Genomic DNA, 17,056 nt, shown 5'->3' with positions numbered 1-17,056 from the left:
GAACTTTCACTATACTGGGCCTTAGAAATAAGTCCAGCTTCAGTGATACCAGAACAGCAGGTACCATGCCGCAACTCCCATGCCTATCAGTAATAGCACAAGATGCAATACTTGTTGCTGAGCTTGTAATGCCTTTTGCAAATGGCGGGGATCTGGTTCGGGGTAATCGGTTGCCAGCTTATCCCGGACAGTTTTCCGCTCTGCTTCATAGACAGCAGGACCGCCAAGTCGGCAGCCTAAACTGGCGCAGGCACTGGCCAGGCAGGCGCTTTGCGCCAAATTAAAGGTGCTTTTTGGCGCTCGCTGCAGTTGTCGGAATGACTCACGACAGCGCAAACGAATACACACCAATAAGAAACACAACCAATAACCGGGCCAGAGCAGGTAACGTGCCAGCCAGGACGCAGGGGCACCAAAATGTCGGTTGTGGCTGAGTTTGATGCTCCATTCCTGTTGTAGAATAAGCAGTAGCCGCACGGCAACGGCCAGCCAGATCCCACCAAGCAGATACCAGAATAGTGTGTTTAGCCAAACCTGGGCAAATTGCAGCCACAAGCTTTCAATACCGGCTTTGCTGAGTCCCAGCGAGGACAAGGAACGCGTTTGTCGCAGCAAAACCCGACTGGCCAGATCGCGTGCCAGATTAAGCTGTTGCGCTTTAAGCGCCTGCTGCAAGCGGATGATGCGTTGACGAATGGCCGCAAAATCAAGGCACAAATACAGCAACAGCAGTTGGTACAGCTCTGGCCAGGCCATCAGCCAGTTGCTGGTGTATAACAGGGCCAGAAAAGGCAGCAACGCCAGGAGTAAAGCCAGGGTACCGGACAGTCGTAATTGTGAAATACTGCGCTTGGGATCCGGGTTGACTTTTTGCGCAAGCTTCTGGGCGAAGAAACGAAAGAATGTCAGCGGATGGTAACTCGCTGGCAAAGGCAGTAGTACTGCGAGCAGCAGAACCAGCCACAGCATTGCCGGGCTGGTTTGCAGCTGTTCAAGCCATGGCATCTGTATCAGGCAGCAAGTTGATGCAGCAAACCTACCACCATGGCGGAACTGTTTTTCGACGCCATGGCAAGGTAAGCTTCAAAAGAGTCAGGCGACTCCTTGCCGGCAATATCACTCAGGCTGCGGATCACCACACAAGGTACTTTCATTTGATAGCACACCTGGGCGATGGCTGCGCCTTCCATCTCGACTGCCAACATGGTCGGAAAAGTGTGGCGGGTTTGCTCAATACGAGCGGGATCGCACATAAAGCTGTCACCCGTAGCAATCAGCCCTTGCTTGGTTTGACAAAAACCCAGCTGCGTTATGCTTTTCAAAGCAGCTTGAACCAGACGCGGGTCGCTTGGGAAAGTCGCGGGCATCTGTGGCACCTGGCCTGGAGCATAGCCAAAGGCGGTGACATCCACATCGTGATGGCATAGCTCGGTGCCAATCACAATATCGCCGACATGCAGCTCAGGATCAAAGCCGCCGGCTGAGCCCGTGTTAATAACAGCATCCACCTGGAAAGTTTGTATCATCAGGCTGGTAGCCAGGGCGGATGCCACTTTGCCAATACCGGATTGCACCAGCACCACGGCCATGCCGGCCAGTTGGCCGCAATAAAACTGGTAAGGCCCAACCTGCTTGGTGGTGGCTTCAGTCAGTTGTTGCTTTAATAGCGCCACTTCCGGCTCCATGGCACCAATAATTCCAATCCGCTGCATCGTCACTCGTCTTCTTGAAGGGAGAAAGCCGCAGTATACGGCTTTTCCCGTCAGATTTGAATGGCTTGCATAGGCTGATCGCCTGTCAGTTGGCCAGCCTGATAATCGCGGATCGCCTGCTCTATCTCCGCGGGCGTATTCATCACAAAAGGTCCGTACTGAGCAACCGGCTCGCCAATGGGTTTACCGGCTAACAAGATAGCCTTGGTATCGGCCAGTGCCTTTATGTGCACCGTATCGCCCTGACTGAGTACGGCTGCATGATGGACCCCTGCGCTTGCCGGTTGCTGGCCTGCTGGCAGTTCCGCGCTACCTTCGTACACATAAAGCAGCGCATTGTGAGCCGCCGGCAACTGCAGTGTGACTTGCTGTCCTGCAAGCAAGTGCAGATCGTAAAACTGTGGATCCGTGCTCAAGCCACGAATGGCACCCTCCAATGTCAGTTCATCCGTCTGAAAACGACCCGCTATCACTTTAACCTGGCCACCACCTGCCAACGCCGCTTGCGGAATATGCTCAGGTGCTATATCGACATAGGCGGCTGCTTTCATCTTCTCTGCCGCAGGTAGATTTAACCAGAGTTGAAAACCCTGCATCAAACCGGACTCCTGCTGAGGCATTTCTGAGTGAATAATGCCTCGGCCTGCTGTCATCCATTGCACGCCACCACTTTTCAGATGGCCTTTATTGCCCATATGGTCTTCATGCAGCATATGGCCATGCAGCATATAGGTCACGGTTTCAAAGCCTCTGTGCGGGTGAGGGGGAAAACCAGCAATGTAATCACTGGCTTCGTCGGAGCCAAAACAGTCCAGCATCAGAAATGGATCCAGCCGCAGTTGCTGGCTCAGGCCCAGGCTTCGCTTGATTTTTACTCCGGCGCCATCGGATACCTGCCGGGCGGGTATCAGCTGTCGTAGGGTTCGAATACTCATCATCAATTCCTCGGTAAGGGCAGTGTTCTTATTGAACACTAAGTTCATTCGAAAGAAAATTGCATATATTGGCACTGATAATTCTATTTTATAGAATATTTTGGGTTCAGCTATGGTTAAGTTGCTGCTTGTTAGCCTGAAGACTGACAAACAACCTCACTGCCGGGACTCCAGGTCCTTCTAAAGCAGTTACAAGGAGAACAGAATGAAAAAAATGACCCCTAGCTTGTTCCGAACAATGCGTATAACCCAAGTAAGTTGTGCTCTGGCGTTAGGCCTGGCTGCAGCCAATGCAGCTGCAGTGAACTGGGATTATGTGGGTGTTGGTTATGTTGATCATTTTGGTTCTGGTGCCTATCTGAATCTGAGTCATCAGTTAGAGCCACGCTGGGTAGTGCGCGCTGATTTAGCGCGGGTGTCAAAGCATTCAGTGGATGTCAGTGAGTTTTCATTGGGCGCTAATTATCTGACCGAATTTAAGCTGGATTTTGCACCATCCATCCAGACTTACATTCGTGGTGGTTTGCAGCATGCCTTTGAAGACGCCAGTGATACCGGAGTCTATGCAGGTGTTGGCATCACCGATAAGCTGACGCCGGAAGTCGAGTGGTTTACTGAACTGAGCTATCACACCATTGGCCGTGATTACACCAGCTTTGCCGGTGGCATTGCTTTTTACTTCAGTCCGGAATGGGCGGCCCGTACCAGTGTTGCGCTTAACAGCGGCAATCGCTCCAATGAGTTCCGTCTGGGTGTTTCTTATCAGTTTTAACCGTTAAGCTCCCCGCTTTTGCGTTGCTGCCCATCCTTCAGCAGCGCGTCTGGCCTGGTTGTTGCTCATGTTGCAGTAGCCAGGCTTTTTTATCCAGACCGCCGGCATAGCCGGTTAACTGACCATTGGCACCAATCACTCGGTGGCATGGGATCACGATGGCAACCGGATTACGGCTGTTCGCCATACCAACGGCCCTAACGGCCTTGGGATTGCCAATGGCATTGGCAATCTGCTGGTAGCTGCAGGTGGCACCAAAAGGGATTTGCCGGAGCGCTTGCCACACTTGTTGCTGGAAAGCGGTACCGGCCGGTGCCAGTGGAATACTAAAGTGTTGCAAAGCACCAAGAAAGTAGTTCTCGAGTTGCTTGGCTGCTTCTTTCAGCAAAGCCGATGTTGGGGAAGCCAGCGCAACCTCACTGCTCAATAAGCGAATGGCTGTGATCCCTTGTGAATTTGCACAAATTAAAATGCTGCCAAAAGGGCTGGGGATGATGCATTCAGTCATAGTGATATCCTGTATGTGCTTATGCTGTTTGAAACCAAAGCTGCAGAGTGGCATAACTACGCCAGGGTGCTAAGTGTTGGTGGTTGAGATTGTCATCGTGCTGTTGCAGGGCTTTTTTGATGCCTAAATCACCAGCTAACCATATGTCAGTGTTTTGCTGGCCGCGCAAGCTGGCGTAACTGCAGGTCCAGGGGCCTATGCCTTTGATCGCAGACCATTGCTCTGGTGGCGAATCCGGTTGCTGTCGCATCAGGCTGGCAAAGTCATGCAGAGTTTGGCGACGAGCCTGGGGCAGTTTCAGCATCTGCAGATCGCTAGTGGCCACAGCCTCCGCTGTCGGAAACAGACGCTTTTCTGGTTGTTGTGGCAGTGGCTCGCCCAAAGCGGCGACAAGGCGGTTGAGGTGGGTTCTGGCAGCTGTGATGCTGACTTGTTGTCCAAGAATGGCGCGTACTCCCGCTTCCCACAAGCTCCAGATCCCAGGAATACGCAGGCCAGTGACCAATTGCTGCTTAAACCAGGGATGCTGGCGAAGCTGTTGCTCAATGAGGGTGCAATCGGCATCCAGATCCAACAGGCGCCGAATATGTCGAACCAATGACCATATTTCGGTTGCAGCAGGGTAGTGCAATTGCAAGCGTAACTGGTTGCTGGTACCAGGTTCAACATAAAAACTACCTGCGTGTCCTTGCCAATCAAAGCTGCGGCCATAACCAGTCGCTGTGCACCACTCCACCTGATCCAGCGCACGGGCTTGCCAGAAGGCCAGTAAGGATTGCCAGGCCAGCGGTGGGCGGTAGCTCAGCTCAAGCGTGAGCAGGCCATCCGGCGGTTGCGTAGCGTTGCGTCGGATTCGGCTAGGGCTAAGTTGCAACTGTTTGACAAAGGCATCGTTAAAACGGCGAATGCTGTGAAAGCCTGCCATCAATGCAATCTGATGAATCGGGAAATGGGTTTCGTGCAGAAGCTTCTTGGCAAAGAGTACTTGTTGATGCAACGCATATTGTTTGGGGGCTATACCCAAGTGCTGTTTAAACAGTTGCCGTAAATAGCGTTCGCTGATGCCAAGCCGGTCTGCCAATTGTGCCTGATTGCTTTGCCGCAAGGCGCCTTCGTCAATTAAACGCAGTGCGCGCTGCAAGGTGGTTTGGCTGCCTTGCCAGGCCGGAGAGCCGGGAGCACTGTCTGGCCGGCAGCGCAGACAAGGGCGATAGCCGGCTGCGCTGGCGGCAGCTGCTGTGCCAAAGTACTCCACATTGTTTTCCAGGGGTGTTTTGGCCGGGCAGATAGAGCGGCAAAAAATGCCAGTCGATTTGACGGCCGTAAAAAATACACCATCAAAGCGCGGATCGCGACTTAAACGCGCTTGTTGGCAAACATCAGCACTTAGCATTGCAGGTACCAGCTTTTATGGGATGAATTGCAGTATACCAACTTAATCAGGCTGACACTGGCCGGATCCGGCACTGAATAAAAAAGCCCCAGGCAGAACCCGGGGCTTGAGTCATACTGCTATCGCTTACTAGATGCGGTAGTTAATGCCGAGGAAGATAGAACGTCCGCGGGCACTGACCGGATAAGCGTAATTGGTGATAAAGGGCTCTTCGTTGGTCAGGTTATTGATACCGCCATAGATCATCAACTCGGTATTCCATTGGTAGCTGGCATTAATGTTATGCACTAAGGTGGATGGCATCATAACAGCATCACCATACAATGACTGATAGGTATCTTTTCGGGCAAACATCAGCAATTGCTTGCCATGATACTGGGTGCGCCAGCTCACTTTCAGTTCATCGTATTGCCAACCCAGACTGAAGTTTCCCGCCAGTTTCGGGTTACGGTTTTCCTCCAGCCGGTTATCAACATCGTTCAGATCCAACGGGTTGGTAAAATCATTCAGTTTGGATAGTCTGGTACCAGCAATCCTAGCATTGAACTGATGATCACCCAGAGAAAAATCATAACCTACACTGAAGTCAACACCAGCAGCTTCTCGTTTGGCGAAGTTGATATCAGTTGATTTCATAAAGTTAAAGCCGCCGAAGAACAGTGAGTTCGGATCAGAGTTCCGGGTCAGCAGCTCACAGAACTGAGCATTTAAGCTGCCGCCAGTAAAACAACCATCAGCAATGTTCTGACCACTCACCGCATTAATGGCATCTTTCAGGCTGATTTTCCAGTAATCCACGCTCATGTTAAAGCCAGGCAAAAAGCCAGGAGTATACACAAAACCCACCGTTAAGGTTTCTGCGGTTTCTTCCCGTAAATCCGGATTCCCACCGACAACACCGCCGAAGGCTGCGGTCAATGGATCGGCAAAGCTGTAGTTGCCATCGGCATCAAAGGGATCCAAACCAATAGTGCTGAAAAATGCCACGCAATTGGCCTGAGTGTTGTTGGCTCGCTCAGGATCGTTGGCCCGGATGGCGTTGATTTGCGCCGCATCACAAGGATCGGCAGGACGGAAGGTTGTTCCTGTCTCGGGTCCGAATAGTTCGGTAATGTTCGGAGCCCGAACTGCTTCGGAGTAACTGGTCCGAATGCGTAAGTCCTGCACTGGAGCCCATAACAGGTTGGCACGCCAGGTAGTGGTATTGCCGATGGTGGAGTAATCGGATACCCGTGCAGCTAGGTCCAGCGTTAACTCATCCGCCAAAGGCGCATCAAACAGCAATGGAATGGACAGTTCAGCAAAAGCCTCGTACACATGGTAGCTGCCGCTTTCGTTGCGGACGATAGTTTCTGGCCGAAACGTCAGGCTGGCATTGCTGGATACATCAGCGATGTTACTGCCGGCAGGGTGAGGGGCTCCTGCTGGGATCACACCGCGACGCCAGGCATCAAACTCTGCTTTTGAGCTTTCACGGCGATACTCGACACCGGCGGCAAAGGCGATGGCACCACCGGGTAGCTCAAAGTAATCACCAAAATCACCTGCTAAAGAGGCACTTAAGACTGTTTGATCCAGCGTGATTTTGCTGTCGTTGGTGCGGGTAACCCAATCCAGAGCTTCCTGGGTTACTCCTGTACGGCCAGCCCAAATATTCAGTGGTACGCAGCTACCATCGCCTGGAGTGAAGGTAAAATAGCCCGGTTCATAGGTGGGAATGTTAAAGGGCGTTCCCATAGCTGGCGTGGTCGGATCCACATTGACCCGACAGTCAGGTTGACCTGTCGCTGGGTTGGTGACCGCATCAATCGCAGAAAAGAAGCGATCGACAATCACCTGGTGAGTCGACTCGGACTTACGGGTGAATTGGCCATAGACGGCACTGGCATCCCAGCTCCAACCATTGTCGAGGAAGCCATCGATGCTAACTACACCGCGTAAAGTTTGCCGCTTATTCGTTGTCATGGCATCGCCAAGGCCGATGGGGTCAATGGTTAAACTGACGCCACCGGTTTGTTCTGCAATTGGGCGAATAAACTCAGGTAAAAACGGGTTATCTGGCGCACCCAACAGTAAATCCCAAAAAGAGGTTGGATGAATGGTGTTCTTGGCTTCCTGATAGACATATTTCAACTCACCGCGCAGCACGATATCTGAGGTCAGATCATAACTGCCCAGTAAATTCAGCGCGATACGCTCTTCCGGGATCAGTAAATAGCTGGTGTTTTGCTGAATGGTGTCGAAAGAATCGCCGCCGAAACCCTGGGTAGGGCTGGCAACCAATCCATCCTGAACCGGACGGTAAGTTCCATCTGGTTGGACGGTCCAACAGCCACCTAAAGCACCAAAAGCACCAGGTGCAAAGGAGGAGGTCCAGCCGGTGAAGGAATCAAGACAGTCCGGCACACCATTGCCATCCAAATCAATAGGGGTGAATTCATCAAAGCCGGCAAAAGTAAAACCATTACCCGGTGCTATAAGTCCATAGCCGGATGTAAATGGGAAAGTACGCCCCGGTAAAATAGCACGTTGCGGCGCATTGGCTGCCCGGTCAATTAAGGCTAGCTCCGCTGGAGTGAGATTAGGACGGGTGCCAAAGGTCGCTTCGAAGTTATTCAAAAAGGCATCGGCTGAACCAGGGATATTTAATCCATAACCGGGCCGACCTTGTGATGGATTGTAAAAGGCATGAAAGTTAGGCGTATCGCCAGCAGTCAGATCGCCAATCTGAAAACGGCGTGCTGGATTCACCCAGTCGCGACCAGAGCCTATCAAGACCCCGTTCTTCCGCTCATTAGCGCGCAGACCTTTATCCCGGCCATAAGACACATTCACAGCAAAATTACCGCGGTTATCGGCGAAGTTGGTACCCCAGGTGCCATCCAGGGTGTATTGCTGGGCATCGCCTTCATCGGCGGCGCTGATCTGGGCATCAAACTCAAAACCTTCAAAATCATCGCGCAAAATAAAGTTGACTACGCCGGTTACGGCATCGGCGCCATACACGGCGGAGGCACCGCCAGTCAGCACTTCCACCCGGCGCACCAAACTGGCAGGGATGGAGCCAACATCGACGGCCGAGGAGCCCTGGGTACCGCCGACATGGCGTTTGCCATTCACCAGTACCAGGGTGCGGTTAGAACCCATACTGCGCAGGTTCAAGACGTTAGTACCGCTGGCAAAGCCACTCTCATTGGCCATGGAACTTGTTGTGGAGGAAAAGAGTGCCGGGATATCGTTTACCACATCGGCGATGGAAAACTCGCCGGACATACGGATTTCTTCTTCACTAATGGATTGCACTGGCGATGGGGATGCCAGATTAGCATCGCGGGCAATTCGCGAGCCGGTTACGAATATTCGTTCAACACTATCGGTTTCCTCGCTAGTAGCTTCGTTTTGCTCGGCAAACAAAGCCGGTGTAGTGAATAGGGTGGATAGCGCAATGGCGATTATCGATTTTTGGTACAAGTCAACCTGCTTCGTCTTCATTTTTGCTCCATTTGTCGCATGGGTTCTTTAAAGAGCATGGCAAAAACTATGCCGTTGACAAGTTTTTTTATACACCAAAATCGGTCCATTAACCTGGAAATGTGCATTATTATGCGGTTTATCCTGTTTTTTTTGCATAATCTCCTTGTTGGAGGTGGCTGGTGCACAGAATCGGTGCGAAGTGGTGAAAGGTTAATTTTTGTAAAAGCAATCAGTTAAAATGAATTGTCCCAAAAGTAGTACTTGTTGTACCACTATGGTGCGGCTGGCGTTGAAAATAATTATGCAGGAAAAAAAAAAGGGCTTCGTTTACATTGAAAGCCCTTTTCTAATTACAATTTTTACGGGTTTTAGTTGCGTTGAGGTCTACACCAATAAATCAATTTGCTGCACCAGGCCTGCCTGGCCGCTGGTGTTTAAATAAACACTGCTGCGTTGCAGCATGCCGCCAAGTTGGTCACTGCGCTCAAAGAACAGCGGCATTCTGGTTGGAACTGACTGCACGGAAACAGCGCCTATTTGCGCCTCTGCCATGCTCAGTTGCTGGCCATCCGGCCGCCACAGATACAGGTTTTGCCAGATGGCATCTTGCTGGTCAATAAAACCGTTGCCATCCAAATCATAGGCCGCAAGTTCGGCAAATCCTTCTCCTGTGCGGGGACCAAACAGCTCGGCACCGGATTCAATCCGACCATTGCCGGTTTTATCAAGTCCTAAGTAAAATTGCTGAGCAGCCAGGTTCGGCAGTTGCACCGGCACACCGGTATTAAAGAGATCAAAGCTGAAGCTATCGCCGGTCAGTTGGGCGGGCATACCATTTAAACTTATCACCAGAGGGTCCTGTAGTTCACTGGCCAATAAGGTACGGCTGCTCACTGAAGCCCAGCTGTACTTCATTTGAAACGATAAGTCCCAGCTAACTTGCTGGCCATTTGCGAGTTGCGCAGAACCACTGAAACTGGCGGACACCGCCTGATAGCCAAATTCCCATTCAGTGACCCGTATCAGCTCATTGTTGTTGGCTAGCTCAGTTGGCCTGGTTTGAGGCTTATCTGCTGAGGGACTAAGCTGGTAGAGTTCAATCTGACGGCTGGATAACTGCTCCAGAATGCGTTTGACCATGCCTACGGTCTGATAGGCATTGAAAGCTGTTTCTTCCAGTGCTTGCTCTTCGTCGACCGGCTGCCTATCAGCAGGTTCTGACGTAGCAGGCTCAAGGCGATTACGTTGCTGCGCCAACTGTGCTTGGTGCGCTGCCTGGGCAGGCAAGGTAGGGCTAGCAGCCCGATTGGTGGCTACCTGGCTTCGTTGCTCCTGGCGACCCTGAAACACTGCACTGACTTCCGTCGCCCGGAGTTGTTGCATTGCTGTCATAAGTTCCATCACAGGCTCCGGCTGGGGGATGATACCCTGCTATCGACCCATACGCAGACAACTTGAGTGTTTTTTGAGCGATTTTACTGTGTTTTGTCGTATTTGCCGGGCGGCAGAACCGATAGTGGTCTGTTTTGTAAAAAACCATTGGTATAGTTAGTCAGTATCTTTAATGAATAACTATGATAGTGAAGCATTTTAATCGGCCATCATCGAATGATGCAAAGGGGAACGTTGTGAAGGTAGGCGGGGCAAGTGGTTGGATGCAAGGGGGATGGTTGCTGCTGTTGTTGCTGTCATTGCTGCTATTGTCAGGCTGTGAGCCAGCTGAGCAGGCAGGGCGTTCAGCCAGCACAACCACAGAAAGCAGAGCCATTGCTGTGGCTGCAGCCGAAGTACAAAGCCGGGACTTATCGCGTCGCTTGCTGCTGTCTGCTACCGTGCGGCCACGTGAAACCGTGCGCTTGTCAGCGCAAACCCGCGGTATTGTGCAGCAACTTCTGGTAGAAGAAGGCGATCATGTTCGTGCTGGCCAATTGTTGCTGAGTTTGAATCAGGCTGAGCAACAGGCTGAACTGGCCCGCGCTGAAGCCTTGTTGGAGCAAGCGCGACTGGCGTACCGTCGTCAGGCCGAGCTGTACCAGCGTGAATTGACCAGCTCCTCCGAATACCAGGCCCAGGCGGCGGCTTTACGGGTCGCTGAAAGTGAGTACCTATTATGGCAAACCCGGGTGGCGTTTGGCACTGTGCTGGCCCCGCGTGATGCGGTGGTAAGCCGGCGTTGGATCGAACTTGGTGAAAGCATCCGCGAACAGGATCCTTTGCTGGAGCTGACTGATGTGTCGCAGTTGGTGCTGCATCTGGGCGTGTCTGAACTCGATGTGGCTTATCTGAGGTTGGGGCAACAGGTCGAAGTGCAGTTGGATGCCATGCCGGGTCGCACCATGACAGCGGAGATCCGCCGAATTTTCCCCACGGCTGAACTCAGCAGCCGTTTTATTACGGTGGAAGTCGCCTTGTCAGCGAGTGCCTGGCAGCAAGGTGTGCGGCCTGGCTTCCTGGGCCGGGTCAACCTGATGATCGATGCCAGGCAGGATGCGCTGGCCGTACCTGCCTCGGCTGTGGTGCAGCAGGATGAGGGGGCTTTTGTCATGGTTATCGCCAACGAGCATTTGGAAAAACGTGCGGTGCAAACCGGTGTGCAGCGCGGTCAGTGGCTAGAGATCACCGAAGGGGTCACTGCCGGCGAAGTGGTATTAGCAGCTCTGGCTGGAGAGATGACGGAAGGCCAACGGGTTCGTATTGTTGGTTGGCGGGGCTAAGCCTTATGAGTAAAACTTCAACCAGTCGTACTTCCGCCATCACCAGTTGGGCGATTGATCGTCCGGTCGGCACGCTGGCACTGGCATCGGTTATTTTGGTGCTGGGGCTGTTTTTTATTCAGCGCTTGCCGGTGGATTTATTGCCGCATATTGAATACCCGCAAATCCGGGTCACGGTGAATTACTCCGGGGTCGCACCGGAGGTGATGGAAGAGCAGGTGACCCGGGTACTGGAACGCAATCTGGCTTCGGTCGAAAATCTGGTGCATATCGACAGCCGGGCATCGGAAGGGCGTACCAATGTCAATCTGCACTTTAGTTATGGTACCAATCTGGATGTCGCCTTGCAAAATGCATCCCGTGCGCTGGAGCTAGCGCGCACTCAGTTACCACGGGATATCGAACCACCCCGGCTGTATAAGTTTGATCCCTCGCAGGCGCCTATCTGGCAGGCTGGTTTTAGCTCACCGATCCGTACCGAAGTGGATGTGCGCGACTGGATCGAAAACCGGTTAACCCCGCATTTGATTGCCATAGAAGGGGTGTCTTCGGTCGAGGCTGCGGGCGGTTTGGAGCGTGAGGTGCAGGTGGTACTGGACCAGCATCGCTTGGCCGCCTATCAGCTGACCATGCAGGATGTGATACAGCAGTTGGCTGCAGAAAATGTGGATATCGCTGGCGGCTGGGTCACTTCGGCTCGTTTTGATGTGATGTCCAAAACCGAGGGCCGTTTTCGTAGCGTTGAAGACATCGAGCAGCTGCTGCTGCCGCTACCAGGCTCCGATCAACGCATTCGTTTGCGAGAAGTGGCCAGCGTCACTGACAGCTTTCGCGAGCAACGGGTGTTCAGCCGGTTAAATGGCGTCCCTGCAGTGCAGCTGTCGGTGTTTAAGTTGCCGGAAGCCAATACCGTCGACGTGGTGGAGCAGGTGCAAAGCGTGATAGCGCAATTGGATCGTTCAGGTTTTATTCCGGCGGATATGGCGGTGCAGGCCATTAATGATCCGGCCTTTTTTATCCGCGGTGCCATTGCCAGCGTCTCCAGTGCCGCCATTTTGGGCGGCAGTCTGGCGATGCTGGTGGTCTGGCTGTTTTTGGGCAGTGTGCGCAAAAGCTTTGTTATCGGCTTATCCATTCCGATTGCTTTGATGGCGACTTTTGCTCTGATGGGGCAGGGTGGGTTGACCATCAACATCATCAGTTTGGGCGGGTTGGCGCTTGGCATTGGCTTATTGCTGGATAATGCCATTGTGATGCTGGAGAACATTTTCCGCCACAACGAGCAGTTGCATAAAGCGCCAAACCAGGCAGCCAAAGAGGGTTCGGCGGAAGTCGCTTCAGCGGTCATCGCTGGTACCATGACCAACCTGGCTGCTGTGGTGCCTTTTTTATTAATCACCGGCATGGCGGCGCTGGTGTTTCGGGAAATGATCCTAACCATCTCCTTTGCAATTTTAGCCACTTTGGTCGCGGCCCTGACACTGGTGCCGATGCTGGCAGCTTTGCTTGGTAAAGTGCGTTGGCAAAGTGGTTTGAGCCAAAGCCTGCCAGTACGAAGCTTTCACCGCTTGTTGGATAAACTCCGGCAGGGCTATGGCTGTTTGCTGGCTTGGGTGCTGAAAGCACGTTGGTGGGTGCTGGCGGCTACTGTGGTGGCATTTCTCGGCAGTTACCAGCTGTTTCAGCAGTTGGGCGGCGAATTCTTACCTCCGGTCGATGATGGCAGTGTTTCAGTACGTATTGCTTTACCACCTGGCACACCGCCGCAGGAAACAGAAGCCATCAGCCGCGAAGTAGAAGCGCTGCTGGCCTCAATGCCCCATGTGGAGACGCTGTTTGCTCTGGTGGGGGGCCATTTAAGTGGCGGCATTGTTAATGAGCGCCCCGGTGTGGCGAACTTTCGCCTGCAGCTAACACCTGCTAGTCAGCGACCCGAAATGACCGCTGGACAGTGGGTGAGTCATACCCAGCAGGCGTTGCAGCAGCTGTCCTTGCCCGGTGCCCGTATCAGTGTGCGGCCACCTAGCATCCGCGGTTTACGTTTTGGCCGTGCCGGAGCTGATTTCTCGGTGGCCATTGTCGGGGAAGATTTAGCCAGCCTGCACCGGGTCTCCAATCAGATTGCGGTTTTATTGCAGGATGTACCTGGCTTGCAGGGACTGGAAACCGCCCGCGAAGAGCAAAGCCCTTTGCTGCAAATTCGGGTTGATCGTGAGCGGGCAGCTGATTTTGGTTTGGGCGTGGCAGAGGTTGGCCAGGCTATCCGGCAAGCGGTGCATGGCGCTGTACCGTCACGTTTTGTTGATCAGACCCGTGAGTACGATATTCGGGTGCAATTGCCACGCGCTCAGGTGCAGGATGCTGAACAACTCGGTAATTTGCTGCTGTTTCGTCAGCAGGGGCAGACGGTGTTCTTGCGTGATCTGGCCCAGTTTGAACTGACCGATGGCCCGGCTCATATTGAGCGGGAGAATCAAAGCCGCTTGCTGCGCATGAATGCCGATATCAATACCGCCGAGTCGGATGTAGCCAGCCTAATGGCTGAAGTGGAGCGACGGCTGGTCGATCTGGAGCTACCGGATCAATTTAGCCTGATTTTAGGCGGCCAGTGGGAAACCATGCAGGAAACCCAGCGTGAGCTTGGCCTGGTGATTGTGCTGTCGATTTTTCTGGTGTTTGTGGTGCTGGCGGTGCAGTACGAGAAGCTGAGCAATCCGCTGGTGATTATCGCTGCCGCACCCATGTCATTGATGGGTGTGGTGCTCGCATTATGGCTAACCGGTAGTTTGCTGTCGGCCCCGGTATTGATTGGGGTGGTACTATTGATTGGCATCGTCGTGAACAATGCCATCTTGTTGGTGGAGTACATTGAGCTTGGTCGTGCTGAAGGCAAAGCTATGGAGCAAGCTATTATTGAAGCCGGTCAGGTTAGGCTGCGGCCTATTTTGATGACCACGCTGACCACGGTGCTGGGCATGACGCCGCTGGCGATAGGGTTGGGCGAGGGAGCTGAGATCATGCAACCACTAGCGATCAGCGTAATTGGTGGTTTGCTGGGAGCTATGTTGCTCACCTTGTTGCTGGTTCCTGTGTTGTATCTGTTGATTATCGGTGCCAGTGAGCAATTGGTGCAGGCGCTGACTGGCAAGCGGCCAGTGCGGCATTAAGAGCGATTGGCCCAGCCAAAGCCTTTTGCAGGCGTCGGGCGCTGTGGGTTGCTCAGGTTTTTTTGCAAAATGCTTTGGATCTTACCGGCAGAGAAGGGCTTGGCAATAAAGCCAGCAGCGCCGGCTTGCACGCTAAACTTCAAATTTTCTACGGTATTGTGTGCGGTCACCACGACAACAGGGCAGGCAGGGGCCAGAGCTTTTAGTTGGTGAATCAGCTTGGTGCCATGAATATCAGGCAGCTCCAGATCAAGAAAGATCACATCGTAGCTCTGATGTTCCAATTGTTGCAGCCCCTGTTGGCCAGAATTGGCATCCACTACCAGTGAAAAGCCAAGCAGTTTTAGCGTTTGGCGCAGCAATTCCCGGATGGTGGCATTATCATCGATGATCAGTGCTGTGGTGATGTTCATCGCAAGTTCCTTTTGCCGCAGTCAACTTTTGTCGGTTCAATGCAATGACCGACTCAGCTCAAAGTATAGTCGCTGCTCTGGTGGCTGTTATAAAAAAGGCAAACAACACAGCAACGGCTGATACTGTGCTGACTTGCCTTACTCGCATCAGACTTTGATGTCGATGTTCATACCCAGATTGCCAACCTGTGATGGGCTTTGTGCTGTTGCAGATGATTGCATTGCACTTTCCACTAACAGATTAGTCATCTGTGCTTCCTGGTTTAACTGCTTTTTTGCCATCACAGCCCCCAGGACTTCAAACGCCTGGGCCGAAGCCGTGGCGCCAACGGATTGACTCATAAAACCTCCTTGGGTTAGAGCAAGTCGTCATCATGGTATCGGCAGACACTGGTTAAACTTAAACTATTATGTGGCTTAGGCCACATTGGTTGTTCTCTTTCTGAGTTTTTGCAGTACATCGGCAATTTTTTGGCCAAAGAAAGGTTTGGTAATAAAACCTGCTGCTCCGGCCTGAATCGCTTGCTGTAGATTTTCACGCGTGCTGTGTGAGGTAATCACCACGACAGGGGCCGTACAGGCCTCTTTTAGCTGACTTAGCAGGCTGATACCATGGATATCTGGCAACTCCAAATCCAGAAATACCACATCCACCTGGTCGTAGATGGCATGTTGCAACCCAAGTCGGCCGTTTGGGGCATCAATAATTCGGGTGAAGTCCATCGTCATCAGAATTTGTCGTAATACTTCACGGATTACGGCATTATCATCAATGATCAACGCATTTTTCATTCTGTCATTCCCTGGCAAAATCAGCATAGAGTGTGGGGTTAGCTCTGAGTGTAGATGAGAGACTGCTGTTTTGGGAATATGGGAACGCAACTATCCGAAATTTATCAGACTTTCATCAGCAGTCAGTTGGAAGGGAGTGGAGGACTTTTTTGCCGCTCTCGGTGCATCAGCAGGAAAAATGATGCCGCCTGTTGCAGCAGGCGGCATCCGACTTATCGCAGGAGTGACTCATTTCTCCAATGCGTTAAGAAGCCTGGACCAGAGCTGTCGATTGCGCTTTAATTTGCGATTGCGACAAGGCTGGTGTAAATCTTGGACTAGCCGGTTTTAAAGGTAAGGTTGCTATTGTATCCGATTGTACCGCTGCCGGCATCAATGGGCGGATAGGGCGAACCGGTCGGGTTGGCCCTTTCTTGAAGCGGCCTTTAATGATGGGCTCGGTTTTCTTAATGTTGGCTCCCAGCCGGTTGATCAGACACTGCTGAATATCCCCGACCGAATAGCCTTGCTTAATTTTCATGCGCAGATAGGGCAGACCAACGGCTTCCAGTGCTCCACTGACATACCAGTCGTGGCTTGCCTTGTGCCCCTGTTTGCTGTTGGGGTTCACCAAATCAATCACCGCTACTATGGTCATATCGTTTGGATCGCAGAGTACAAAGTCCAGGTACTTGTGGTTCATTTTTAGCAAGGCGTTGCGACGGGTTTTGCTGCTGGTGTTTTTCTTAAAGTCCAGCACATCGGCCAGCTTTACCCGGCTGAGTACCTTGTACTCTTTGTCGACCGCTTGCTCCAGTAATCGTAAAAATCCACGTTCAACCTGGGTAAAAACAGGACCACGTTTTTGAAATGGAAACGGATTGCCCTGCTCGACAAAACGGCTGGCGACAAGCGCGGCAACCACCACCAGGGCAACCAGCAATAGCAAGATAAACTCCATAATCCCTCCGACAAGAAATTGACATAGCCACAAGAATTTTCCTGTACTGGTGAGAGTAAAGCACAAGCTATGCCAACATTATGAGTGGGTGGCAATAGTGATATTTTCAGTATGAATCGCAAGTATATCGCTCATTGATTTTAATTATGGTTGCTGGCGGCTTATAGTGAGGTACAGCAACTAAGTTTCCACCTGAGACTGAGTTTCAGGTGAACCATGAATCATCAGGCCAGCTG

At 52.3% G+C, this 17,056-nt stretch carries 14 protein-coding genes; 3 read left to right on the top strand and 11 right to left on the bottom strand.

Translation table 11 applies throughout. The features are described 5' to 3' along the window. Window positions 1-39 precede the first annotated feature (39 nt). Genes BLW37_RS10185 through BLW37_RS10175 form a run of 3 tightly spaced genes read right to left on the bottom strand, consistent with a single transcriptional unit; the run spans window position 40 to window position 2,647 of the window. Window positions 40-1,005 (bottom strand): cobalamin biosynthesis protein, encoded by a 966-nt coding sequence (locus BLW37_RS10185; protein ID WP_091342462.1) that lies wholly within the window; start codon window positions 1,003-1,005, stop codon window positions 40-42. A gap of 5 nt (window positions 1,006-1,010) precedes the next feature. Continuing rightward, a complete protein-coding gene (locus BLW37_RS10180) occupies window positions 1,011-1,712 on the bottom strand; it encodes a 5'-methylthioadenosine/adenosylhomocysteine nucleosidase (protein WP_091342461.1) in 702 nt (233 codons plus the stop codon). Between the two features lie 50 nt (window positions 1,713-1,762). Further along, entirely contained in the window at window positions 1,763-2,647 is an 885-nt protein-coding gene (locus BLW37_RS10175; protein WP_091342459.1) for a pirin family protein, read from the bottom strand. 205 nt (window positions 2,648-2,852) lie between these two features. On the opposite strand from BLW37_RS10175, the gene BLW37_RS10170 reads away from it, so the two are divergent. Further along, window positions 2,853-3,419 carry a hypothetical protein gene (locus BLW37_RS10170; protein ID WP_245785691.1) on the top strand — a complete coding sequence of 189 codons (567 nt, stop codon included), beginning with the start codon at window positions 2,853-2,855 and terminating at the stop codon, window positions 3,417-3,419. A gap of 37 nt (window positions 3,420-3,456) precedes the next feature. Here the strand turns inward: BLW37_RS10170 and BLW37_RS10165 are convergent, their stop codons facing one another. The 4 genes from BLW37_RS10165 to BLW37_RS10150 all read right to left on the bottom strand — a co-directional run bounded on the left by BLW37_RS10165 (window position 3,457) and on the right by BLW37_RS10150 (window position 10,195). Beyond that, complete coding sequence (locus tag BLW37_RS10165; RefSeq protein ID WP_091342457.1) at window positions 3,457-3,927, bottom strand: methylated-DNA--[protein]-cysteine S-methyltransferase; 471 nt, start codon at window positions 3,925-3,927, stop codon at window positions 3,457-3,459. A 19-nt stretch (window positions 3,928-3,946) separates the two neighbouring features. Next, a complete protein-coding gene (locus tag BLW37_RS10160; protein WP_091342455.1) occupies window positions 3,947-5,320 on the bottom strand; it encodes an AlkA N-terminal domain-containing protein in 1,374 nt (457 codons plus the stop codon). A gap of 129 nt (window positions 5,321-5,449) precedes the next feature. Next, a complete protein-coding gene (locus BLW37_RS10155; protein WP_091342454.1) occupies window positions 5,450-8,812 on the bottom strand; it encodes a TonB-dependent receptor domain-containing protein in 3,363 nt (1,120 codons plus the stop codon). A gap of 366 nt (window positions 8,813-9,178) precedes the next feature. Continuing rightward, window positions 9,179-10,195 (bottom strand): hypothetical protein, encoded by a 1,017-nt coding sequence (locus BLW37_RS10150; protein WP_091342452.1) that lies wholly within the window; start codon window positions 10,193-10,195, stop codon window positions 9,179-9,181. 254 nt (window positions 10,196-10,449) lie between these two features. On the opposite strand from BLW37_RS10150, the gene BLW37_RS10145 reads away from it, so the two are divergent. Then, on the top strand, window positions 10,450-11,508 hold the full coding sequence (locus BLW37_RS10145) for an efflux RND transporter periplasmic adaptor subunit (RefSeq protein ID WP_091342450.1): 1,059 nt from the start codon (window positions 10,450-10,452) through the stop codon (window positions 11,506-11,508). A 5-nt stretch (window positions 11,509-11,513) separates the two neighbouring features. Next, a complete protein-coding gene (locus BLW37_RS10140) occupies window positions 11,514-14,675 on the top strand; it encodes an efflux RND transporter permease subunit (RefSeq protein ID WP_091342448.1) in 3,162 nt (1,053 codons plus the stop codon). On the opposite strand, the gene BLW37_RS10135 is transcribed toward BLW37_RS10140, so the two are convergent. The 4 genes from BLW37_RS10135 to BLW37_RS10120 form a co-directional block, all read right to left on the bottom strand. Beyond that, window positions 14,672-15,088, bottom strand: a complete 417-nt coding sequence (locus tag BLW37_RS10135) for a response regulator (protein ID WP_091342447.1) — start codon at window positions 15,086-15,088, stop codon at window positions 14,672-14,674. The genes BLW37_RS10140 and BLW37_RS10135 overlap by 4 nt on opposite strands. Window positions 15,089-15,235: 147 nt before the next feature. After that, a complete protein-coding gene (locus BLW37_RS10130; RefSeq protein WP_091342445.1) occupies window positions 15,236-15,430 on the bottom strand; it encodes a hypothetical protein in 195 nt (64 codons plus the stop codon). A 75-nt stretch (window positions 15,431-15,505) separates the two neighbouring features. Continuing rightward, the gene (locus BLW37_RS10125; protein ID WP_171907592.1) at window positions 15,506-15,880 is read right to left on the bottom strand and encodes a response regulator; all 375 of its coding nucleotides are present in this window, start codon (window positions 15,878-15,880) and stop codon (window positions 15,506-15,508) included. Window positions 15,881-16,124: 244 nt separating this feature from the next. Further along, window positions 16,125-16,820 carry a DUF2726 domain-containing protein gene (locus tag BLW37_RS10120; protein ID WP_091342441.1) on the bottom strand — a complete coding sequence of 232 codons (696 nt, stop codon included), beginning with the start codon at window positions 16,818-16,820 and terminating at the stop codon, window positions 16,125-16,127. Window positions 16,821-17,056 lie beyond the last annotated feature (236 nt).

Origin of the sequence: Alkalimonas amylolytica (genome assembly GCF_900107845.1) — a bacterium.
Taxonomy (GTDB): Bacteria; Pseudomonadota; Gammaproteobacteria; order Enterobacterales; family Alteromonadaceae; genus Alkalimonas; species Alkalimonas amylolytica.
The sequence above is the reverse complement of the archived record's forward strand: the minus strand, read 5'-3'. Positions and strand labels throughout refer to the sequence as shown.

Bases quoted from the DNA above. Each gene is read 5' to 3' on its own strand.
- BLW37_RS10185 (WP_091342462.1), bottom strand. From the start codon at position 1,005: ATGCCATGGCTTGAACAGCTGCAAACCAGCCCGGCAATGCTGTGGCTG.
- BLW37_RS10180 (WP_091342461.1), bottom strand. From the start codon at position 1,712: ATGCAGCGGATTGGAATTATTGGTGCCATGGAGCCGGAAGTGGCGCTA.
- BLW37_RS10140 (WP_091342448.1), top strand. From the start codon at position 11,514: ATGAGTAAAACTTCAACCAGTCGTACTTCCGCCATCACCAGTTGGGCG.
- BLW37_RS10160 (WP_091342455.1), bottom strand. From the start codon at position 5,320: ATGCTAAGTGCTGATGTTTGCCAACAAGCGCGTTTAAGTCGCGATCCG.
- BLW37_RS10150 (WP_091342452.1), bottom strand. From the start codon at position 10,195: ATGGAACTTATGACAGCAATGCAACAACTCCGGGCGACGGAAGTCAGT.
- BLW37_RS10155 (WP_091342454.1), bottom strand. From the start codon at position 8,812: ATGAAGACGAAGCAGGTTGACTTGTACCAAAAATCGATAATCGCCATT.
- BLW37_RS10135 (WP_091342447.1), bottom strand. From the start codon at position 15,088: ATGAACATCACCACAGCACTGATCATCGATGATAATGCCACCATCCGG.
- BLW37_RS10120 (WP_091342441.1), bottom strand. From the start codon at position 16,820: ATGGAGTTTATCTTGCTATTGCTGGTTGCCCTGGTGGTGGTTGCCGCG.
- BLW37_RS10165 (WP_091342457.1), bottom strand. From the start codon at position 3,927: ATGACTGAATGCATCATCCCCAGCCCTTTTGGCAGCATTTTAATTTGT.
- BLW37_RS10175 (WP_091342459.1), bottom strand. From the start codon at position 2,647: ATGAGTATTCGAACCCTACGACAGCTGATACCCGCCCGGCAGGTATCC.
- BLW37_RS10130 (WP_091342445.1), bottom strand. From the start codon at position 15,430: ATGAGTCAATCCGTTGGCGCCACGGCTTCGGCCCAGGCGTTTGAAGTC.
- BLW37_RS10170 (WP_245785691.1), top strand. From the start codon at position 2,853: ATGAAAAAAATGACCCCTAGCTTGTTCCGAACAATGCGTATAACCCAA.
- BLW37_RS10145 (WP_091342450.1), top strand. From the start codon at position 10,450: ATGCAAGGGGGATGGTTGCTGCTGTTGTTGCTGTCATTGCTGCTATTG.
- BLW37_RS10125 (WP_171907592.1), bottom strand. From the start codon at position 15,880: ATGAAAAATGCGTTGATCATTGATGATAATGCCGTAATCCGTGAAGTA.